This window comes from Occallatibacter sp. FHG110214_02, from assembly GCF_059115385.1.
Genome location: NZ_JBZYWK010000032.1, coordinates 15491 through 36152, shown reverse-complemented (window position 1 = coordinate 36152; position 20662 = coordinate 15491). Strand labels below are relative to the sequence as shown.

At 59.2% G+C, this 20662-nt stretch carries 16 protein-coding genes; 4 read left to right on the top strand and 12 right to left on the bottom strand.

Features of this window, described 5'->3' with window-relative positions; all coding sequences use genetic code 11:
• Nucleotides 1-414: 414 nt before the first annotated feature.
• From AC5S3R_RS19145 to AC5S3R_RS19105, 9 genes are all read right to left on the bottom strand, one after another.
• Nucleotides 415-2697, bottom strand: a complete 2283-nt coding sequence (locus AC5S3R_RS19145; RefSeq protein ID WP_494268795.1) for a pseudouridine synthase — start codon at nucleotides 2695-2697, stop codon at nucleotides 415-417.
• Entirely contained in the window at nucleotides 2600-3745 is a 1146-nt protein-coding gene (gene scpB / locus AC5S3R_RS19140) for an SMC-Scp complex subunit ScpB (RefSeq protein WP_494268794.1), read from the bottom strand. Before scpB ends, AC5S3R_RS19145 begins: the two co-directional genes overlap by 98 nt.
• A 532-nt stretch (nucleotides 3746-4277) precedes the next feature.
• Nucleotides 4278-5903 (bottom strand): inorganic phosphate transporter, encoded by a 1626-nt coding sequence (locus AC5S3R_RS19135; protein ID WP_494268793.1) that lies wholly within the window; start codon nucleotides 5901-5903, stop codon nucleotides 4278-4280.
• A gap of 131 nt (nucleotides 5904-6034) precedes the next feature.
• A complete protein-coding gene (locus AC5S3R_RS19130) occupies nucleotides 6035-6427 on the bottom strand; it encodes a type II toxin-antitoxin system death-on-curing family toxin (RefSeq protein WP_494268792.1) in 393 nt (130 codons plus the stop codon).
• Complete coding sequence (locus tag AC5S3R_RS19125) at nucleotides 6424-6666, bottom strand: AbrB/MazE/SpoVT family DNA-binding domain-containing protein (RefSeq protein ID WP_494268791.1); 243 nt, start codon at nucleotides 6664-6666, stop codon at nucleotides 6424-6426. Before AC5S3R_RS19125 ends, AC5S3R_RS19130 begins: the two co-directional genes overlap by 4 nt.
• Before the next feature lie 66 nt (nucleotides 6667-6732).
• Nucleotides 6733-7680: a segregation and condensation protein A gene (locus tag AC5S3R_RS19120; RefSeq protein ID WP_494268790.1), complete on the bottom strand. Its 948-nt coding sequence runs from the start codon at nucleotides 7678-7680 to the stop codon at nucleotides 6733-6735.
• Between the two features lie 113 nt (nucleotides 7681-7793).
• On the bottom strand, nucleotides 7794-9359 hold the full coding sequence (gene trpS / locus AC5S3R_RS19115) for a tryptophan--tRNA ligase (RefSeq protein WP_494268789.1): 1566 nt from the start codon (nucleotides 9357-9359) through the stop codon (nucleotides 7794-7796).
• A 65-nt stretch (nucleotides 9360-9424) separates the two neighbouring features.
• Complete coding sequence (locus AC5S3R_RS19110; RefSeq protein WP_494268788.1) at nucleotides 9425-10129, bottom strand: site-2 protease family protein; 705 nt, start codon at nucleotides 10127-10129, stop codon at nucleotides 9425-9427.
• 89 nt (nucleotides 10130-10218) lie between these two features.
• Nucleotides 10219-10992, bottom strand: coding sequence for an acyltransferase (locus AC5S3R_RS19105; protein ID WP_494268787.1), 774 nt, complete (start codon nucleotides 10990-10992; stop codon nucleotides 10219-10221).
• Between the two features lie 97 nt (nucleotides 10993-11089).
• Here AC5S3R_RS19105 and AC5S3R_RS19100 point away from each other — a divergent pair, with 97 nt between their 5' ends.
• From AC5S3R_RS19100 to AC5S3R_RS19085, 4 genes are all read left to right on the top strand, one after another.
• Nucleotides 11090-12220 (top strand): cellulase family glycosylhydrolase, encoded by a 1131-nt coding sequence (locus AC5S3R_RS19100; protein WP_494268786.1) that lies wholly within the window; start codon nucleotides 11090-11092, stop codon nucleotides 12218-12220.
• A gap of 215 nt (nucleotides 12221-12435) precedes the next feature.
• Nucleotides 12436-13431, top strand: a complete 996-nt coding sequence (locus tag AC5S3R_RS19095; RefSeq protein ID WP_494268785.1) for an Ig-like domain-containing protein — start codon at nucleotides 12436-12438, stop codon at nucleotides 13429-13431.
• Nucleotides 13432-13528: 97 nt separating this feature from the next.
• The gene (locus tag AC5S3R_RS19090; RefSeq protein WP_494268784.1) at nucleotides 13529-16135 is read left to right on the top strand and encodes an alpha-glucuronidase family glycosyl hydrolase; all 2607 of its coding nucleotides are present in this window, start codon (nucleotides 13529-13531) and stop codon (nucleotides 16133-16135) included.
• Between the two features lie 49 nt (nucleotides 16136-16184).
• Entirely contained in the window at nucleotides 16185-17504 is a 1320-nt protein-coding gene (locus AC5S3R_RS19085; RefSeq protein WP_494268783.1) for a M24 family metallopeptidase, read from the top strand.
• Here AC5S3R_RS19085 and AC5S3R_RS19080 read toward each other — a convergent pair.
• The 3 genes from AC5S3R_RS19080 to AC5S3R_RS19070 are packed head-to-tail and all read right to left on the bottom strand — an operon-like array spanning nucleotide 17501 to nucleotide 20618.
• Entirely contained in the window at nucleotides 17501-18055 is a 555-nt protein-coding gene (locus AC5S3R_RS19080; RefSeq protein ID WP_494268782.1) for a GNAT family N-acetyltransferase, read from the bottom strand. The two genes, AC5S3R_RS19085 and AC5S3R_RS19080, sit on opposite strands and share 4 nt — an antisense overlap.
• 13 nt (nucleotides 18056-18068) lie before the next feature.
• Nucleotides 18069-18419: a hypothetical protein gene (locus tag AC5S3R_RS19075; protein WP_494268781.1), complete on the bottom strand. Its 351-nt coding sequence runs from the start codon at nucleotides 18417-18419 to the stop codon at nucleotides 18069-18071.
• Between the two features lie 3 nt (nucleotides 18420-18422).
• Complete coding sequence (locus AC5S3R_RS19070) at nucleotides 18423-20618, bottom strand: molybdopterin-containing oxidoreductase family protein (RefSeq protein ID WP_494268780.1); 2196 nt, start codon at nucleotides 20616-20618, stop codon at nucleotides 18423-18425.
• Between the last annotated feature and the right edge of the window lie 44 nt (nucleotides 20619-20662).

The following is a 20662-nucleotide window of genomic DNA, read 5'->3' as shown; positions in this document are numbered from 1 at the left end:
GAGAAGGCCGGGACAGGGGAAGAGGGACAAGGGAGAAGTGGGGTATGCCTGCCGTTGATGGCATTGAGTTCTCTTTTCTTTGGAATTAGCGAGTCCGCCGCGCTTCGCGCTTAGCAAGTCAGCGAGTTAGCAGAAAAAAACAGAACGGCCCGATTCCCAGGGAATCGGGCCGTTTTTCTGTGCCATTTCTGCTTATTTTTAGTTTGGCATAAAGCACCATAATGGAGCGCAAACCGGGCCAGGATTTTTGCTTAATGGAATCAACGAGTTAGAAAATATTTTGGTTCCCAGGGCTTGACAAGGGTTTTCCACAGGGACGACGGAAGAACTTGAAATGAGAGAACTGGCCGTATGGGCATCCCAGGTCTCTGAATGTAGAGACCTGGGATACGCACGGGGTGAATGGGCTGTGGCTTAGCGGGGGCCTTTTCCGGGTTTGCCACGGAAGCTGGATTTGCCGCCGGGCTTGCCGCCGAAGTTTGAGCGGCCACCCGGTTTGCCGCCCGGTCTGCCTGCGGATTTGAAGCCCGGTTTTCCGCCTGACTTAAAGCCGGGCTTGCCACCTGACTTGAACGCTGGCTTTCCGCCCGATTTGAAGGCGGGTTTGCCACCAAAGCCGGAACGGGGGCGGTCACCTTCCGGACGGCCTTCTCCGCGTGGGCGGAAAGGGCCGTCACCACGAGGCGCAAAGCTGCGTTCTTCCCCTTCGCGGCGGGGACCACGCTTGAAGTCGCCTCCTCCGCCGAATTCCCGGCGCGGCCCACGGTTTTCACGGGGTGCATCGCCTTCCTCGCGGCGCGGGCGGAAGGGCTTATCGCCGCCACGTCCACCAAAGCCCGGCTTTTCACCAAAGCCAGACCGAGGACGGTCGCCATCCGGGCGTCCCTCTCCACGAGGCCGGAACGGACGGTCGCCACGCGGCGCAAAGCTACGCTCTTCGCCTTCCCGACGTGGACGGAACGGTTTGTCTCCCTGTCCACCGAACTTTGGCTTTCCGCCAAAACCAGTACGCGGGCGGTCGCCACGGGGTGCAAAGCTACGCTCTTCCCCGTCCCGGCGCGGCCCACGGCTTTCACGAGGGGCATCGCCTTCCTCACGGCGCGGGCGGAAGGGCTTATCGCCGCCGCGTCCGCCAAAGCCCGGCTTTCCACCAAAGCCAGACCGAGGACGGTCACCCTCTGGGCGTCCCTCTCCGCGCGGGCGGAATGGACGGTCACCACGGGGCGCAAAGCTGCGTTCTTCCCCGTCCCGGCGAGGACCACGCTGGAAGCTGCTGCCTTCGCCACCAGACTCCCGGCGCGGCCCACGGCTATCACGGGGTGCATCCCCTTCTTCCCGGCGCGGACGGAAGGGCTTGTCCCCACCACGTCCGCCGAAACCGCCACGGTCGCTGAAGCGGAAATTCTTGCTGTAAGGCCGCTTGCCGCGCTCCTTGGCTGCGTCGTGGTCTACGGAGCGCCCGGCTTCCTTGGGCAGCAGCACGCTGAAATCAATCTTCCGCGACCTGTACTTGCCTTCGGCTGCCAGCTTCAGCTTCTCAAGCTCTGATGGGTCGAGCTCGCGAATCTGCGCCTGGTCGATGTCGAGAACCAGCGGTCCGTAGGAGACGCGGCGAATCTTTTCGACGTTGTGGCCTTCACCCGCGAACATTTTGCGCAGCTCGCGGTTACGGCCTTCAATCAGGACGATTTCAAACCACGGGTTTTCGCCGGCGCGGACGAGACGGATGCGCGCTGGTGATGTCTTGACGCTGCCTTCGCCGGGCTTGCCCTTGGGGATGATGACGCCGGAACGCAGGCGGGCCAGAGCCTCATCCGAGGGATTGCCGGAGACTTTCACGAGGTAGGTTTTTTCCACGCCAGACTCGGCGCGGGTGAGCTTGTTGGCGAGCGGGCCGTCATTGGTGACCAGCAGCAGGCCTTCGCTCTGGAAGTCGAGGCGGCCAACGGGATAAAGACGCTCGTTGAGGCGGCCAAAGAACTGCATGACCGTGGGGCGGCCTTCGGGGTCGCTCACCGTGGTCACAAAGCCCTTGGGCTTGTTGAGGATGAAGTAGCGCAGCTTCTCCGCGCCCTGCAGCAGCTTGCCGTCCACGCGGATGTGGTCGCGCGACGGATCGGCCTTGAAGCCAAGCGTAGTGACGGTCTGGCCGTTCACCTGGACACGGCCTTCGGTGATGAGTTCTTCGGCGTGGCGGCGGCTGGCTACTCCGGCGGCGGCGAGGATTTTGTGCAGACGCTCGAGCTTTCCGGGTTCCCGGGGAATGCTGGACTCTTCCGTATCTGGCTCGGATTCATCATCCGAATCCTCATCGTCTATCGAGTCGTCCTCTTCTTCGTCCTCATCGTCTTCGTCGATTTCCTCAGATTCGTCCTCGATTTCCTCATCGTCTTCGTCGTCATCCTCATCGGAATCGTCGAAAAAGCCCTCTTCGTCGGCTTCCAGCTCGTCTTCGAGCTCTAAATCCAACTCTTCGTCTGTGGGAAACTTGGGCGCAGGTGTGGATTCCTCGTAGGGAATCGTCTCAATACGACCCTTGGCGCCCTTGGACGCGGTTGCGGGAACGCCGGGTGCCTCGATTTCCTCAATCGAGATGGTCTTAGTGGATTTCTTCGGTTTCGGGCTCGGCGACTTTTTCGCTGCTGTCTTCGCTGGAGCTTTCTTCGCGGCTGCCTTCTTCGGCGCTGCTTTCTTCACCGGCGACTTCTTCGCCGGGGTCTTGCTGGTTTTCTTCGGGGGCATCGGGTGCGGCCTCTGTTTCTGCCTGCTGGCTTGATTCAATCGATTCTGGTTCTAAAGAGTCTGATGCGTTTTCCGATGCTTGTGGATCAACAGGCGCGCTCTCCGCGGCTGTTTCTTCGGATATTTCCGCGGTTTCGGCGCCTGTTTCAAGCGCCAGCTCCGTGGCTGTCTCCGGTTCCATCTCGTCAATTTCGACCGCGGCCATCTTCTCGAACTCCTCCATTGAGGGCAGTTCGTTGATGTCCTTGAGGCCGAAGCGAAGCAGAAACTCCTTGGTTGTTTTGTAGAGAATGGGCCGGCCAATAACCTGCTTGCGGCCGGCGGTTGCGATAAGCTTGCGCGCCATGAGCGAACCAAGCACGCCGCCCGACTCGACGCCGCGGATCTCGGAGACCTCGGGCGCGGTGATGGGCTGCTTGTAGGCGATGACGGCAAGGGTTTCAAGCGCGGGAAGCGAGAGCTTCAACGGCGGCTTGAGGCTTTTGACGAAGAGGCGGACGGCGTCGTGGCTGGATGGCTTGGTAGCCATGCGGTAGCCGCCGGCAATTTCGCGGATTTCAATGCCGCGGTCGTCGGCTTCGTAGTCGGCGACGAGCTCGTCGAGGATTTCGCGCAGGATGGACTTCACTTCTCGGTCGCGCTGCTTGGCTTCCTGCTTGGCGGCTGCGGCGGGGTCTGAGGGTTCCGCCGCGGCGGACTCGGTAGTTTCGGCGGGCTGGTCTGGACTGGGCTGGTCCGAAGCAGACGGCTCCTGATTAGACAGCTCGGGGCTCGTCTCCCCTTCTTCAGCGGCTGGCGGGGCTACTTCCGCAACCGGCGAAGAGGCGTTGTCGTCCTCGGGCAGCAGGGGCAGGGTTTGTTCTTCGGCGCTTTCCTCGGTTTCGGCGGCTTGCGCGGCTTTGTGCTCCAGCGCATCGGCGGCAAAGAGGGCAGCGAGCTGAGCCAGGGTAATTGGCTCCTCGGCGGCATAAATAACGGCTTCCAGCTTAGCTTTCAGACTCATCCCATTAGTAATGGTAAAGGAAAGAACGGTCAGGCGCGGGCTGGGCTTAGGAAAACCGGGGAAAAACAGGGCCAAAGGACCAGAGGGACAAGCGGCAAGCAGGCAAAAACTGCGCTCTTTGGACTTAATTACGCCGAAGGGAGAGTGCGGTTCTGGAGGAGGATGTTTGTGTGTGGTGCTGATTTTTGCCGCTGTCTTCTGCTGCTTTGCTGCAGGAGGAGAGGCGCGTTTCCGCGGGGCCTGATTTCCGGGGCTGTGCTGGAAAATGCAGTGCGCGCTGGCGGGAATGGTTTCGACTGCCGAGAACAATCATCGTGAGCTATCCGATGAGAATGGCGATGATGGCAATGACGATGAGTATGGGCGAGACTGCGGCTGCGGCGATGTAGGCGTGCATAGGGGCTCCTGTGCGGAATGGTTTTCGCTTACAGGATTGGTGCTGTGGGTGGGCCGGGCGTTTCAGAGGGACAAGAAAAAGCGCCGCGGTTGGTTGACCGCGGCGCGAAGGAAGAAGCGTGTCCAAACGAGGAATTTAGTTGGGGGCAACCATGCGGAAGATCCAGAAGAGTACGCCCGAGAGGATAGCCGCTGCCGGCAGCGTGAAGACCCACGCGGCGGCGATGTTGCGAATGGTTGAGAGCTGCAGGCCGCTCTTGTTGGCTGCCATCGTGCCGGCAATGCCGGAGCTGAGGACGTGGGTGGTGGAGACCGGCAGGCCGAGACCGTCGGCCAGCGCGATGGTGGAGGCGGCCATGATTTCGGCTACAGCGCCCTGTCCGTAGGTCAGGTGCTCCTTGCCGATTTTTTCACCGACCGTTACCACGATGCGCTTCCAGCCGACCATGGTGCCGAGGCCGAGAGCGAGAGCCACAGCTACCTTCACCCAGGTGGGAATGAACTTGGTGGCCTTGTCTACGCGCTTCTTGTAGTTGTCGAGCGCGTCCTGCTCGTCCTTGGTGAAGCTACCCTGCTTGTTCTTCTCCATCACGCGGAGGGCTTCGCTGGTGACGTACATGTCGTTGCGGACGTTGGACTGCTGGCTGGGCGGAACGTGCTTGTAGTCGCCATAGGCCTTCACGTTGCCTTCCAGATCGCGGATGCTTTCGCGAAGGGCGGTCATCGTGTCGGGCTGCAGCTTCTTGGTACGCAGGTAATCGGTCAGTTCGCTGCGCGGGTCGTTGCCGAGGACGGCGTTCCTGTCCACGTGCGCGTCGATGATGGAGACGGCGCGCTCGCTGGCCGCGATGAAGTCCTGCAGATCATGCGCGGTGACGGCATGGTTGAGCGCATAGGCTGTCGGGACGGTTCCGATGAGGATGAGCATGATGAGGCCCATGCCCTTCTGGCCGTCGTTGGAGCCGTGGAAGAAGCTGACCAGCGTGCAGGTGAGCACCAGCAGCACGCGGATGGGGAACGGCGGCGGTGTGTTGTCCTTGGGCGCCGAGTAGAGCTCAGGATAGCGCACGGTCACCTTGGAGATGAGGAAGAGCAGGAAGGCGCCGAGGAAACCGACAATCGGAGAGAGCAGCAGCGTCCAGCCGACCTTGCTGGCCTGACCCCAGTCCACGCCAGAGGTTCCGCCACCGCCGGAGAGGAGCTGGTTGGCCACGCCCACGCCGATGATGGAGCCGGTCATGGTGTGCGTGCTCGAAGCCGGAAGGCCGAGCCACCAGGTGCCGAGGTTCCAGAGGATGGCAGCGATGAGCAGTGCGAAGACCATCGCGAAGCCCGCGCCGGAAGAGACCTTGAGAATCAACTCGACGGGCAGCAGCGTGATGATGGTGAAGGCTACGGTTCCTGCCGAGGTGAGCACGCCGATCAGGTTGCAGAGGCCGCTCCAGACCACGGCAAGGTTTGGCTCTAGCGAGTGCGTATAGATGACGGTGGCCACGGCGTTGGCGGTGTCGTGGAAACCGTTCACGAACTCGAAGCAGAGTGCGATAAAGAGCGCGGTACCGAGCAGCAGGTAAGGCCAGATGCTGCCGAGCGTGATGTTGCCGAGGTCGTTGGCGATGTTGAAACCAACGTAGCCGAGGCCTCCAACAAGGGCAACGAGGATGATGGCCCCGCTGAGCCACGCGGGAGATTTCTTCATTTTGTTGTCAAGCAGAGACCCGCCCCGGGGGGCGGCGCCGGCGGTAGTAGCCAGGTCAGACATGGGGCGCTCCGAAAAATAGGTTGGCTTTTGTCCGGGAAACTGCGTGGGGAAACATTCCCAGACCAGCCAAGGGATACACCACGAAGATGAATAAGGAATAAATAAATAGAGGGCGACAGAAAGAAAGCGGCTTAGCGCGGAGCGATATTGCGCTCAAACCAGGCAGTTAGTTGTTCTTCCGAGACTTCTGCAGCGGCGAGATTCCAAAACGTTAAAACACGGTCTTCTCTTGATGCTGTGACCACAAAGCCGTTACGAAGGAGGAATGTGAGCGCGACCATAAACCCAGCGCGCTTGTTTCCATCTACGAATGGATGATTTGCAACGATTCCTTTGGCATAAGAGGCCGCAAGCTGGGCGAAGGAAGGCGGCTGTTCCGCGTATGCAAAGAGATTTTTGGGACGCGCAAGCGCAGATTCCAGCAGACCCATATCGCGGACTCCACTTGGGCCGCCATCTAATGCCAAAACTTCCTCATGCATTGCTAGAACTACATCGATACGAATCCAGATGGGCTCGATCATTCCGCCAATCTCTTGAGGACATCTCGATTTTGACGCATGATTTCCCTTGCTGCCTCCATCTGGGCTGCAAATTCTTCGTCATAAGGCGTCATGCGAAAGCCGCCATCCGGCGTGCGGGTGAAATAAATCTTGTCACCTCGCTCCACCTTCATCTCTGCCATGGCTTCTTTGGGGAGAATGACGCCGCTGGAGTTACCAATTGCAATAATTCGAGATTCAATTTGAGTCGCTGCAGCCATGTTCGCCTCCTTGCCAAGTTATAACTTAAATTCTAACGTAGTTTAGAACGAAAGTTATAACTTTACTTACCGCCAGTCGTCCTGGGCTTGCGCCGTGATGTCGTTCATGACGGACTCGAAGCTGGTGTTCTTCTTGATGAAGATTTCGGAGAAGATTTTGTCCTGCCGCAAGAGGATGGCCTGCAGGCGGACTAATTCCAGCAATGCGAGGAACGTAGCTACCAGTGCGCGCTCGGATTTGCTGTTTGAGAGCAGCTTGCGGAGCGCTATGGGGCGGTCTTCCATCGTGAGGCGGCGGGTGAGGAACTGGATCATCTGGCCGACGGTTACCTGGTCCTCTTCCACGTTGAAGACGGGGCGGCGGCGGGCGCGGTCCAGAATCTGCTGGAAGATGCGAACGAGATCGGTGGTATCAGCGGCGATTTCCGGCTCGGCTTCGGCGTCGTTCTTGAATTCGCGGATGCCGGGGTTGGTCCACGCGGCGGACTCGAGCATTTGTTTCTCATGCAGCATCTGCGCGGCATTTTTGAATTTTTCGTGCTCGAGCAGGCGCTCAACAAGCTCGCGGCGCGGGTCTTCGGCAGCTTCTTCCGGGCCGCTGGGAGCGCGGGGCAGCAGCATCTTGCTCTTGATGTGGATGAGCAGTGAGGCCGTGTAGATGAACTCGCCGGCTACGTCCACGTCCGTGGACTTTAGCTGGTCCACGTAGGCGAGGAACTGCGCAGTAATTTTCGCAATGGGGATGTCGTAGATGTCGATGTCCTGCTTGCGGATGAGGTCCAGCAGTAGGTCGAGCGGGCCGTCATACACCTGGCCCACGATGATGGAGAACGGCGAAAACTTGTCCTCCTCGATCTTGGCGGCATCGGCTTTTTTCGCCTTGGGTGCGGGCTTGGCCGGGGTAAGGTCGGCGGGGCCGGGCGGGGGCGTGAGTACAAGCATGGGGCCGGTCTGCGCGGGCGCTTGTGCTTCGGTGGTTTGCTCGGTTACGGACGGATTGGGGGAATCGCTCATCGCTGCTTTAATTTTCGCTCAAAATAGAGGGATTTTTAGAGGTATAACCCACATTGAGATGTGGGAAACGCGGCAGTTTTCCTGTTTCTGCCGCGTTTCGCCCAGATTTGCGCCTATTGGATGGGGTCGTAGTTCTTCAGCAAGAGAGCTATGTCGGTTGCGTCACTTCCACCAATTTGCAGGGAGAAGTGATTGTCGTCTGTCCGCTTGAGCAGAACTGCAATTTTCTCGTCCTTCTTGACCGATTTTTTCGCCGCGGCAAAGGCCGTTGCAAAGACCTTTTGGGGAATACAAAAATCGAGCAGGCGGTAGTTATCTTTTTGCCAGCACAGCAGCACCCACACCTCATACGAACGGGCCGGAATCTCAAATGCCCACGTATCCGAGCCTGAAAGCTCATTCTGCGAAGAGGCAACAAAGACGCGCTTCTTCTTCGGGGTGAGATAAGGCTCCTCAAGCTCCCGTTCGATGGATGTGAAAACGCGATTGCTTTCCTGCGAAAGAGCAACATCGCGCGGAGCAAGATGATTGCGCCAGTAGTCGCGCAACAGCTTGGCGCGCTGGTCCTGCGGCAGGTTCCACCATTCTGCGTTTTCGCTCAGGTCACGCGGGTCGCGAGCGTCTGCAGAGCTGGCGCCAAAGTAGCGCCGCACCGAACCCAAATCATGCGAAAGGTCGAAGACGGCGCGAACGGCGGTCATGGTTTGCTCGGCGCGCTCGGCTGCCTTGAGGGATTGCGCGCGAAGCATCTCCCATGTGTTGTCGATCTGGGATTCAAGTTGCTGGCGTCTGGTGTAAATAGGCTCCGTGACTGTAAGAACGGAGTGGGAAGCGAGGAGCCGGCAGGACTCGCAACGCATGGATGCCGTCCGGCAGCCTTGCTGGGTTTCCGCTACGACTTCGGGAGCGCTGAAAGCCTTATGCAAATCTCCTACCGGGCAGAGGTCGGGATTTCCCGGTTCACTCTGCTGAATTCGCTGCCCATTGGTGGACATTTCCAGGACTTTTTTGCCTGCGGTAATAGGCGATTCCGAAAGGCCGATGGTGTTGCCATAGCTCTTCGACATCTTGCGGCCATCTGTGCCGGTGAGTTTTGGCGACGGTGTCAGCAAGGCTTCTGGTTCCGGAAAGACGGAAGTCTTATAGAGCGAGTTGAAGCGGCGTGCAACTTCGCGGGTAAGCTCGACGTGGGCCACCTGGTCCTGGCCGACGGGAACGAACTCCGGCTGATAGAGCAGGATATCTGCGGATTGCAGGAGCGGATAGCCGAGGAATCCGTAGGTGGAGAGGTCCTTACCCTTCAGATTTTCGATTTGCTCCTTGTAGGTCGGTACGCGCTCCAGCCAGCCGAGCGGCGTAATCATGCTGAAAAGCAGATGCAGCTCCGCGTGTTGCAGCACATGGCTTTGAATGAAAACTTTAGATTTTTCCGGGTCGAGCCCGGCAGCCAGCCAATCCAGTGCAACGTCCAGAGTGTTCAGTTTTACCCGGTCCGGAGTGGCATAATCCGTCGTCAGCGCGTGCCAGTCGGCGATGAAGAAATAACACTCGTACTTATCGGAATCCTGCAGCTTGACCCAGTTGGCCAGCGCTCCCATGTAGTTGCCAAGGTGGAGTTTGCCGGTGGGGCGCATGCCGCTGAGGACACGGGGTTTCTGTTCTACATTCTGGTTGGACATGGTGCCTGTCGCATGAAAAGATGGCGCCGTTTCCGGCTCTTTTGATTGTAGCGGGAGCGTCTGCGTTATTTGCCCGGCAGGCTGCTGAGTGTTCCGAAGATCAGCGCCAGCGACGGCCCCATGACCAGCGGCAGCAGGAACCATCCAAGCACAATCATCAGCGCCCAACTGGCAAAGCCGTTCAGGTTGTCGTAGGCGCGCATGGCGTTATAGGGCAGCATATTCCGCACAATGCGGCTTCCGTCGAGCGGAGGAACCGGCAGCAGGTTGAAGAAGAAGAGCGTCAGGTTAAGCTCGATGGCCAGGATTGCCAGCACCACCAGCGCGCCGATTCCCGAGCCCATCGCGGCGGTCTGCATGCCGATGAAGGTGGAGAGCACCAGCATGCGGCCCCCGGGAACAGCAATCAGGATGACCGCCAAAACGAGGAAGGCGGCCAATACGATGAGCAGGTTGGAGAACGGCCCTGCGAGCGTGACCAGATTGTCGTCGCGAACAATTTTTTTGAAGTTGCGTGTAATCACCGGCGTCGGCTTGGCCCATCCGAAGAGGATTCCGCTATGAAAGAGGAAGAGGCAGAGGATGGGATAGAGCAGCGTGCCGACGGGGTCGATGTGGACCACCGGGTTCAGCGTGACTCGCCCCTGCAGCCGCGCCGTCTGGTCGCCCAGGCGCGAGGCCATCCACGCGTGGGCGCACTCGTGCACCGTGAGCGAGAAGATGAGAATTACGAGCTGAAAGAGTGCGATGACGAGCGCGTTGGGACTCAAGCGAAAACTCCAGACGACGGAAGACTTAGATTAGCATTCCGCTTGCCTCTGCCTGCGTCCTGCTTTGCGGTGCGGCGGCGCACCAGGAATCAGCGCCGCCCTGAGGGGAAATCTCCTACAACCGCGCTGGGCGGAACCTTGGTTCCGGCCATGACGATGGCGTGGCTGCCGATGCGCGCGTGATCACCGATTTCCACCGGGTCGAGCGTAATATCGTCGAAATTCTCATGCGAGTGGGAGTGCGAATAGATGCGGGCAAAGGAGCCGATAACCGCGTTATCGCCGATGGTGATGCCGCCGCGGTCATTGAGCAGGGCGCGCTGGCGGATGACGACGTTATCGCCAATCGAGAGGTTGTAGCCGTAGGTCAGGTCCACGCCGGAGTGGATGCGAACGCCGGTTCCCATGTGCGCGAAGATGTGGCGGCCCAGCATTCTGCGAAAACGGATGCCGAGCCAGTGGTTCAGGCCCAGCGGTGAGCGGTCAAACATCTGCCAGAACCAGAGCAGTGGCTTGAGCGGGAGAAACCTCTCGCGGTCGCAGTCGGGAAAGTGGCCGGATTCCAGCGTAGCGTTCTGCGAGTCCAGGTTGAGCGCGGCCACGTTGCCGGGCAGCTCGCTGGTAAGGGTGAGGTTCAGCTTTCCGCCATGCGGACGGCCAAGGTAAATCTGGTAAAGCTGGTCGCGCACAATCTCGGCGCGGCGGTCGGGCGTACTGTGGCGTTCAAACTCATCGTCAAGAAACTGAAGCCAGCGGCGGTAGACTTCCTCGGCTTCCGGCGCGGGGTGAGGGGCCGGATGCGACGCATGTTGGGCTGCGGTAACCGAATTGCTCATACGAATAGGACGATAAACGACGCCCATGGGACTCGTCACTTGCGCGTGTCACACAGGATTCACTAAGGTGGTGGCGGAAACGTTTTCACAAAGCCTGTGACTCAAAAGATTGCAGGGGGATGAAATGCGGAAAAAGAGTGCGTGGAAAATATGCGCGGCGCTGGCGCTCACCCTGGGAATGATGGCAAGCGGAATGGCGCAGTCCCCGGCACGCTGGACCGCCGAGCGGGCCGATGCCTGGTACGCAAAGCAGCCGTGGCTGGTTGGCGCGAATTTTCTGCCCTCTACCGCAGGCAACGAGCTGGAAATGTGGCAGGCGGACACCTTTGACCCGGCCACGATTGACCGCGAGCTGGGCTGGGCCGAAGCCATCGGCATGGACACCATGCGCGTCTTTCTGCACAACCTGCTGTGGGAGCAGGATCAGGCGGGTTTCAAGAAGCGCATCAACACGTTTCTCACGATTGCGGCCAAGCATCACATCCGCCCGGTTTTTGTGCTCTTCGACTCCTGCTGGGACCCCAATCCCAAGCTCGGCCCGCAGCGGCAGCCAACGCCGGGTGTACATAACTCCGTCTGGGTGCAGGCGCCCGGAGTGGCAGTGCTTGAGGACTCTAAGCAGTACCCGCGGCTTGAGAGTTATGTAAAGGGCGTAGTTGGAGCATTCGCGAAGGACGACCGCATTCTTGCGTGGGATGTCTGGAATGAGCCATCGAACAAGGGCGGCGGAAATTACGAGAAGGAAGAACCGGCCAACAAGGAAGAGCTGGTCCGCGCCCTGCTGCCGCAGGTCTTTGCCTGGGCTCGAAGCACGCATCCGCGTCAGCCGCTGACCAGCGGCATGTGGGAAGGCGACTGGAGCTCGCCGGAAAAGATGAAGCCGATGGAGCGCGTCCAGTTGGAGCAGTCGGACGTCATCAGCTTCCACAACTACGGCCCGCCCGCTGATTTTGAAAAGCACATCCAATGGCTGGAGCAGTACCACCGCCCTATTCTCTGCACGGAGTACATGGCCCGCGGCGTCGGCAGTACCTTTGACGCGAATCTCCCCATAGCGAAGGAGCACCACGTGGCGGCGATTAACTGGGGCTTGGTGAAGGGCAAGATGCAGACGTATCTGCCGTGGGACTCGTGGCAGCATCCGTACGTCAATAAGGAGCCGGCGGTGTGGTTCCACGATGTCTTTTACACCGACGGCAAGCCGTACAAGCAAAGCGAAGTGGAGCTGATCCATAAGCTCACCGGCAGGCCTTAACCGGCAGCTGCGGCTTTTCGCGACGGACGTGGGACGGAGATGGATGCCATTGCGCGCCGGCCAACGTCCAATACTCACCCACGACGGCTTCTAAGCACACGGCGCCAAAGGCGCTTTTGCCTGGGCGGCCAGTCCCGCAGTGGTCCGGTACAATGGTTGTACTTGGCCAATTAGGGCAAAGGGTTGGATTTTTGAGAATTCCGGAGCAGGTGCACGTGAGAGGTTTGTTTGGCCGCAGGCTGCGGCTTGCGTTAATTGGAACTGGTATCGGTGTGGCGAGCATGGCCTTGGCCGCGCCTGCTCATGCTTCTTCGGATTCGCTTGCGACTCAGACTCGTCTCGATGCGCAGACGCGCGTTGTGGCTCGCAATGGAAACAACTTTACCGAGGGCATCTTCTCCGTTGCTGTAACGGGCGCGGATGGTCGCGCAGCCGTGGGCGCGGTGATGATTGAGGACGGCGATAAGGCCATTGGCGGCGCAGTGCTCGATGCGGATGGCAAGGCCACCGTTACGGCTGACCTTCCTGCCGGCCAGCACTCGCTGCGCGCTGTCTATCAGGGTGACGAGGCGCATGCCAGCTCGGTTTCCGCCACTGCGGAAGCTGCAGCGGCAGCCACCGGCACGCCGGACTTCCAGATTGCTCTGAACCCCGCTTCGCTTTCCCTGACGCAGGGCCAGTCGGGCGATGCCATCATCTCGCTCACTCCGGTGAACTCCAGCGCGCTTTCCGCGCCGATGTTCGTGACGCTTTCCTGCTCGGGCTACCCGGACCAGTCCACCTGTAACTTCACGCCAGAGAACGTGGAGATTCAGAAGGGTGTAACCGCTGCGATTACCAGCGATATGGTGCTCTCCACGCAGGCGCAGCCGACGCACGGTGCGCTGGCAACAAAGAGCAACGGCATGGTGCTGGCGCTTCTGATTCCCGGAGCGGCAGGGCTGCTCGGTCTGGCTTCCTTCGCACGCAAGGGCGGCTGGGCGCGGCTGGTGATGATTGCGCTGGTGGCGCTGGTTGGCTCGCTCGGCATGACGGCCTGCAATCCGCGTTACAACTACTACAACCACGGACCTCCATATAACCTTCCGACCCCGGCGGGCACCTATCAGATGAAGGTGTCGGCGCAGTCCTCGGATGGCGTGACGGCTACCACTCACTCGGCGAGCTTTGTGCTGACGGTGAAGGCCGCTGCAACAACCACCTCGAATTAAGCAGAGACGGAAACGATGAAAAGCCGCGCATCATGCGCGGCTTTTTTACTTTTGCGCAAGCGGGCCCGTATTACGCTCGACTAGAATTCCTTCTGCGATGAATAAAGCGATTTGCTTGGGAGTTCTGTTGACGGTTGCCGCAACTGCAAGCACGCAGACGACTGCGGATGCGTGGCTGAAGTATCGGCAGCAGGCGCAGCGCCCGCATGTACCGGCGCAAGTCAGAACGCTGGGCTCAGGCGCGGTGGAGCAGAGCGCGAAGAGCGAGCTGGAGCGCGGGCTGCTCAGCATGCTTGGCAAGAGCGCGCTGACACGCATCGCCAGTCCGGACGCCATTGTGCTGGGAACCGATGCAGAATTTGCAAAGCAGCAGCATCCTGCAACGGAAGCACGGCGCGGCGGAATTGCGGTCCACAACAATGTAAAGAGGAGCCCGGAGTTTCGTGCGGCCTCTGCGTGGGCTCCGGCAAAGCAGGGCTTTGCCATTGAGCATGACAGCAAGTCCGGCTCGCAATCGATTTTGATTTCGTCGCCAACGGAACAGGGCCTTGTATACGGAGCTTTCGCGCTGTTGCGGTTGTTGTCGCAAGGCGAAGAGGTACCCGCAGCGGGCGTGCATGAAACGCCATCCCTCGCCATTCGCTGGACGGATGAGTGGGACAACGCGGATGGCTCCATTGAGCGCGGCTTTGCGGGGCGCAGCATCTTTTTCGATGCAGGCCATGTGCGTGAAGACCTCTCGCAAGTAAAAGAGTATGCACGGCTGCTGGCTTCGGTTGGTATCAACGGATGCAACCTGAATAACGTGAACAATGCCGCCGCATTCCTGCAGCCAGATATGCTGCAGGGCATTGCGCGCATCGCCGACACGATGCGCCCCTACGGCGTGCGCGTGGCGCTGAGCGTGGATATTGCAAGTCCGCAGAAGATTGGCGGCCTGCCAACATATGACCCGCTCGATACGCAGGTGATTGCATGGTGGCAGGCCCAGACCGATGCGATTTACAAGCTTATTCCCGACTTTGCGGGATTCACCGTAAAGGCGGATAGCGAAGGCCAGCCGGGTCCGGCAAGTTATGGCCGCACCCCGTCAGACGCGGCAAACCTGCTGGCAAATGCTCTGGCTCCGCATGGCGGCGTGGTGCTTTACCGCGCGTTTGTTTACAACCACCATCTTGACTGGAATGATCCGAAGGCCGACCGGGCACGGGCAGCATATGACATCTTTCATCCACTCGACGGCAAGTTTGCCGCGAACGTGATTGTGCAGACTAAGGAAGGACCAATCGACTTCCAGGCTCGCGAGCCCGTTTCGCCTTTGTTTGCGGGCATTCCGCAGACATCGCAGGCAATGGAAGTGCAGATTACGCAGGAGTACACAGGCCAGCAGCGGCATCTTGTTTACCTCGCCCCCATGTGGAAAGAGGTTCTCGATTTCGACATGCGTGCCGGCAATCGTGCTACGCCGGTCAAGGAGATTCTTGCGGGCAAAAGCTTTGAGCGTCCATTAGGCGGAATGGTCGGTGTCTCCGGCATTGGGCAACAATGGTTAGGCTCACCGCTGGCCATGGCGAATCTCTACGCATTCGGGCGGCTCGCGTGGAATCCCGAACTCGCTCCCGGAAAAATTGCTGAAGAGTGGACGCGGCAGACAATCAGCACAGAAACAAACGTTGTCCAAACAGTAGAAAAAATGCTGATGCAGAGCTGGCCCTCGTATGAGCACTACACCGGACCGCTGGGTATGCAGACGCTGACAGGCGTGGTGGGCACGCACTACGGGCCAGACATTGAGGCCAGCGAAAACAACGGCTGGGGCCAGTGGCATCGCGCTGATGCAAAGGGCGTAGGCATGGACCGCAGTGTTGCGACAGGCACAGGCTATGCAGGGCAGTATCCGCTGCAGGTGGCAAAGATGTATGAGGATGCCGCGACGACGCCGGACGAGTTGCTGACCTTTTTTCACCATGTGCCATACACATACAAGCTGCACGATGGTCGCACGGTGATTCAGTACATCTACGACAGCCACTATCAAGGCGCGGAAGAGGCCGCGAATCTTGGCCGCGAGTGGGCCACGCTCCAGGGAAAGATTAACGATGCGCTCTACAACGATATGGCCGCGCGGCTGGAGTACCAGGCGGGCCATGCGATTGTCTGGCGCGATGCGATTGTGCAGTACTTCCGGAAGCTCTCAGGGATTGCAGACGAAAAGGGCCGCGCGGGAAATTTCCCGGGGCGCATGGAAGCAGAAGATGCGAAGCTGACAGGGTATAGCCCGGTCACTGTTCGGCCATGGGAAGATGCTTCGCGGGGATCGGCCGTAGCCTGCGTCGTTCCATCTGGCTGCACGGCAGAGTGGACCTACAACGGTTCCCAGGGCCGCTACAACATCGCCGTCGAGTATTTCGATCTGCCGCGCGCCGTTGCACACTTTACGCTTTCGTTGAATGGCCAGGCGCTGGTGAGCTGGGCTGCAGATGCTGAGTTGCCAAACTTCCATCTGCATGGGGATAACTCTGTGCGCTTTAACTATCGCGGTGCGGATGGGCATGGCATCACGCTGAGGCCCGGCGATGTGTTACGTGTAGAAGGCACACTTGAGAATACGCCCGTGGACACCACACTACCGGCATGGCCGAAGGGGCAGAACAACTCCGACCCCGCCGCGCTGGATTATATTGAGCTGACTCCGGCTCCGTAGCGTTATTCTGAAAGTTCACGACCCCATTCCCTACCGCCTCAGGAGAGTCATGTCCTTCACTCGCCGCCGTTTTCTTTCGACAGGCCTCACGGCCTCTGCCGGAGCCGCGCTTGTTTCCACCTCTGCTGCCGCACATGCGGACTCCGCGCAGTCGCAGTCGTATCCCGCGATTGAGAGCCTGCCGAAGCTCTCCGGACAGGCACGCCCGTTTACCAATGCCGAGCGGCTTGCGCGTATCGAGCGTGCGAAAGAGTTGATGGTGGCCAATAAGATCGACGCCATTCTGCTTGCGGGCGGTGCCTCTGGTCTTTATTTTGCGAACTTGCGCCTTGGTGGCGGCGAGCGGTTGTGGGCGCTGGTGATTCCGGCCAAGGGAAAGCCGTTTGTCGTAACGCCGGCTTTTGAAGAAGATCGCGCGCGCGAGGTTTTGACTGCGGGGCCATTCGGCAACGATGCCGACATCCTCACATGGCAGGAAGACGAGAGTCCGTTTGCACTGGTTGGCAAAGGGCTGCATGATCGCGGCATTGCCTCGGGCACACTGGGCATCGATGAGAACACCAAGTTTGTTTTCGCCGATTCCATTCGCGCGGCAAACCCGCATCTGACGCTGGTTTCCGCTTCTCCCATCACGGCAGGCTGCCGCATGATTAAGGACGCGCATGAACTGGAGTGCATGCAGTTGGCCAACAAGGCCACGCTCATGGTCTATCGCGCCGTGGCGCAGTCTGTGCATGTGGGCATGACGAATGCTGACGTGGAGCACCTGGTGCAACTGGCCTATAAGCAGGTCGGCTTCCAGGGCTTCGCCTCGCTCAACATTGATGAGTTCACCGCGCTGCCGCATGGCTCGGCCAAGCCGCAGACGCTGCGCGAAGGCTCCATCCTCATGCTGGATGATGGCTGCACGGTAGAAGGTTACACATCGGACATTACGCGTACCTTTGTGCTGGGCAAGCCGACGGACAAGCAGAAGAAAGTCTTTGACATTGTGAAGGCTGCACAGACGGCGGCTCTCAAAACAGCGCGCCCCGGTGTGTTGCTTGCGGACGTAGATGCAGCGGCGCGCAAGGTGATTGTGGATGGCGGCTACGGACCGGGCTTCACATACTTTACGCATCGCGTGGGCCACGGCATCGGACTGGAGATGCACGAATGGCCCTACTTCGTGAAGAACAACATGTTCGGGTATGAGCTTGCGCCGAAGCTGAAACCCAACATGACGCTGAGCGATGAGCCGGGCGTATATATCAAGGGCGAGTTTGGCGTGCGGCTTGAAGATGACCTGCACGTAACCGAAGACGGCGCGCAGTTATTCACCCCGCAGAGCCCTTCGCTCGAAGATCCGTTTGGCGGAATGCCCTACTAGCTCGCGTTCTTCACCATCTTCACAATCGGAAGCGCATCGCCGTTATGCAGTGGCACGGCGATGCGCTCCACTTCTTTGTAGCCTTTAAGCGTGTAGAGCGGAACGCCGGTCAGCGTGGAGCCCATCTCAAAGCTGCGGAAACCCGCTTCCCGCGCAGCAGTTTCGACCACAGCGAGAATCAGTGAGCCAAGACCGCGACGAGCAAAGTCAGGATGCACAAAGATGGCGCGCACTTTCGCTGCATCAGTTGCGGGATTGAGCAATTCAGGCTCGCGGCCGGGGCCACGGTCGGCTCCGAAGAGCGTTTTGCGTTTCGACCATCCGCCACAGGCCGCTATCTTATTTTCTTCAGAAGATTCGGCAACGAAGTATGTCTGGTCCGCAATGAGCTGCGTGTCAAGTCCAAGCACTGTGCCGAGCGCGCCTTCAATCTGCGAAGGTGTGTAGTCCTTGGCCTGCAAGCCACGCACGGAAGCCTCAATCAACCCGTGCAATGCGGGAATATCAGCTTCTGTTGCGAGGCGCAGATGAAAAGCGGGGCTGTTTTTCATTGGTAGTAACGATTCACTGTTTACGTAAAGCAAACTGCTCTACAAGACTCATGCTCATTGACGCAGGATCAACAATTGAAGGATCCTTTTGAGCTTCATTCAGAGCGGCGAAAACTCTCGGAGCATCAACCAGCCGTTTGAACATTGCCAGATCACCCAGACAAGTTGCGGCTGTCCATCGGACCGAAATATGCTCCGATCCTAGAAATCTTAAACATTGGTTCTGAGTCCAGTTCCAATCACTTTCATAGCGGGTAGCCGAATAGAGCGCCTTTGAAATTAAGGCAGGATCGCCACTCTCCATGGCTGTTTCAAGAGCTTCATGGGAAGCAAACTCAACCCTTTCATATTTCAGATCAGCCATGCGTCAAACTCTGGTCTCCATCTTCTCAACTTCCACCAATGTGGAGTAGAACGTGGCCGCCGCTCCAAGGTCAGTAAGCCGCTCGCTGGTAAGCGCGTTGACGTTCGCGCCGCCGGGGCTGAGCTTGGCCCAGTCAAGGCTCGCAGCAACCACGCCGGCGGGAACACTCCCATTCACATACGCGGTGAGATGCAGCGCGCCGCGATCATTCCATATGCGGACAGTATCCCCATTCGCAATGCCACGGGCCTTCGCATCCTCTGCATGCATTTCGAGTTTGCTGTTGGTCTTCGCCTGCATCTTGCGGTGGCCGTCGAGGTTCGCAAAGGTCGAGTTCATGTAGTTGTCAGCCTTGCGCGGCAAAAACTCCAGTGGATAGCGCTTGGCATTGTCGCTCCACCGAGACTCAACCGGAGGATGAAAAGCCGGAAGGCCGTCCTCGCCTTGCGCGGCAAGCACTTCCGAATAGAACTCAATTTTTCCCGATGGCGTAGGAAGCTGACCGGAAGTAAACAGACGGAAGCCCTCGCGATGCAACGAAACAGGAATATGTCCCTTCTCCCGCAAAGCGTCGAGCGTAATGTGCTCCATGTGCGGCGCGGTGGAGTGGCCATCGTCGCCAATCGAGAGCGCCTGCTCCAGCATCTCTTCCGTCGTATCGTGGAAGCACTCTTCCGTAAATCCCATGCGCTGCGCAAGCTGGCCGAAGAGCCATACATTGTTGCGTGCTTCGCCCAGCGGCTCAATGGCCTGCTGCGAAAGCTGCACGAAGTAGTGGCCGTAGGCTCCCTGAACATCCGTGTGCTCAAGAAACGTCGTCGCTGGCAGAATGTAGTCCGCGTAATCCGTGGTGTCGGTAAAGAACTGCTCGTGGACTACGGTAAACAAATCCTCGCGCGCCATGCCGCGCACAACAGCGTTATGATTCGGCGCAACCGCAGCAGGGTTCGAGTTATAAACAAACAGCGCGTGCACCGCAGGGCCATCGTCCTGTTTCCTGTCACCCGTATCCTGCACCCTGTTCTGGCCAAGCTCTGTAAGCGCCTGCCCCAGCGATGACATATTCACGACACGCGCAAGACGGCCAATGGGCGAGGACTTCGCAAGGTCGGGGCGTTCGAGGGCTTTCTTATTCCATGTGTACGCGCCGGAAGTAGAGAGCCAGCCTCCGCCCCCACGATGCTTCCATGCACCGATGAACGCAGGCAACATAGAAATCGCGCGCACAGCGGTCCCGCCGTTTTCGCCACGCTGCACGCCGTAGTTCACGCGCAGCGCAGCGGGCGCGGTCGTCGCATATTCGCGAGCAAGCTGCTCCACTTCCGCAGCCGTCATGCCGGTCCATGCGGCCACGCGCTCAGGCGTGTATTCGCGAACGCGCTCCGCAAGCTGCGCGAAGCCGTGCGTCATTTGCTCAATGTAGGCACGGTCTTCCAGCCCTTCGCGCAGGATGACGTACATCATGCCAAGCGCGAGTGCGGTATCGGTGCCGGGCCGGATGGCGATATGCCAATCCGCAAGCGCGGCAGTGCGCGTTTTGTATGGGTCAATTACGATGAGCCGGGCGCCGTTGCGCCGCGCCTGCTCAATGAACGGCCACAGGTGCACGTTATTGCCGTGAATGTTACCGCCCCACGCAAGAATCAGCTTTGCGTGCGCAAAATCCTCAGGCGGCGTGCCCAGCTTCTTGCCGTAAACAAGCGTCCACGCAACTCCGCCAGCCTGCGAACAGATGGTGCGGTCAAGCTGACTTGCGCCAAGGCGATGAAAGAAGCGGCGGTCCATGGAACCGAAGCCGAGCACGCCGATGGTTCCGGCATAGCTGTACGGCAGAATCGATTCAGGCCCGTACTCATCCGCAATCTTTTGAAGCCGCGTAGCAATCTCATCCAGAGCTTCATCCCAGCTGATGCGCTCGAAAGCCTCATGCTCGTGCCCGCGCGGCAGCGGGCCTTTGGGTGCGCCGGGCTTACGGCGCATGGGGTAGAGCAGTCGTTGTAGCGAGTAGACACGGTCAAGATACTTCGCCACCTTGCCGCACAAAAATCCCTGTGTAACGGGATGCGCCGGATCGCCCTGCACCTTCACCGCGCGGCCATCTGAGTTCACCGTCACAAGCACGCCGCAGGAGTCCGGGCAATCGTGCGAGCAGACAGCATGCACAATGCGGAATGGTGAAGTTTCTGCCACTGCGGTCATATAGTCATTGTAAGCTCAGGTCAGATTCCGCGATGGAGGTTTGT